This window comes from Thermogutta sp., assembly GCF_039793925.1.
GTDB lineage: Bacteria > Planctomycetota > Planctomycetia > Pirellulales > Thermoguttaceae > Thermogutta.
The window spans coordinates 1-1,268 of the sequence record NZ_JBAMME010000122.1; the positions used below are offsets into that span (position 1 = coordinate 1).

Here is a 1,268-nt window from a genome sequence, read left to right on the forward strand (position 1 = left end):
TCGTATTCCAGGGCGAGCGCGTTCGAGTCGCTCAGCACTGAGTGCAGATATAGAAGATAGACGAACAATGCGCTGGTAGCGTCCACGCCGCGCACACCTAGGATGTCATCGCTAAGGGGGACAGAAATCGGCGCGTATGGCGGTGTGGAGGCATAGGCGTAGAACCAACTGCCGCGCCAAAGTGGGTCGGTTATGTCTTCGCGGGCAGCTAACCAGCGAATCCCTTTTTCCAGCGCGATGAGATAGCGTGGGTCACGGCTGTACTCATATGCGGCAGCAAGGCCGATGAGCGCGTATTCCATGTTGGAATCCTGGTTCACCGTGTCCCAACCAGGCGCGTCAGGTATGGCACCATGGGTGTCTTGCTGGCTGAGAAGATAATCGGCAATGTGCAGGGCCGCGGTGGAGTAAATACGACTCTCAAAAGAAGAAAACTCACGACAATCCGTTCGGTAAGCATCCAGTTCCCAATGCTTATGAAGCGCATTGAACCCCATTTGATTGGCCTGCGGGCAAAATTCCGGTGGCGTAAGCTCGTACTCTATAACAAAAACGGGCTTACCTGCCTGGATGAATGGGAGGAGCTGATCGCACTCCTGGTAGGTAAAGCACTCTTCGTTGAGAATCCAATCGAAATAAGGGAGTAGATCGGGGACTTGTTCGAGATCATTTTTCAACCCAATCGCAAGCCCTCGCAAATGGGCCGCCTGGGCAAGAAAGACGTTGTAAGTGATCTGATCATCATAGGTTAAGGGGAAACCAGTGTCATTGGTGTAGCCGTTAACGTTATCAGGGTCAACGCCATCGCAACCTTTTTGGACAGCCAGGTCCAGCCGTGCTTCCATAATCGGAGCAAGCAAGTCGAGGCGACGAATATCAAGCCACTTTTCACCAGGCCACCCTTCCAGATCCTTTCCCAAGACTTCTGTGGGAAACTGAGAAGAATCTGGACGCCAATCTTCATAAGAGCCTGCGCTAAAGTAGCATATCACAAAAACGCCACGCTGATGCAAGGTATCAATAACATCCGGGGTTGTGTCAAATAGATCGAGGTTAAACACATCTACATCCAAGCTGATGTCTATTTCGCCCGTATATTGAATTTGCCAGGAGACTCGTGGAGGCAGCGTTCGGTAACTTTTCTCCACCAGCGGTATGAAGGTTTTTAGATCACTGGGCGTAGATGCGGGTGAGGTGGTGGACATGGGTACATTGGTGGGCGTGGCGGTGGCGGTGGGCAACGGCGTCGCGCTGGGCGCGGGTGTTGG

At 52.8% G+C, this 1,268-nt stretch carries 1 protein-coding gene; it reads right to left on the reverse strand.

Annotated features, from left to right (window positions below):
* Positions 1–1,061: endo alpha-1,4 polygalactosaminidase (locus ABJK56_RS04340; RefSeq protein ID WP_347243437.1), on the reverse strand; the 1,061-nt coding region annotated here is incomplete at its 3' end.
* Between the last annotated feature and the right edge of the window lie 207 nt (positions 1,062–1,268).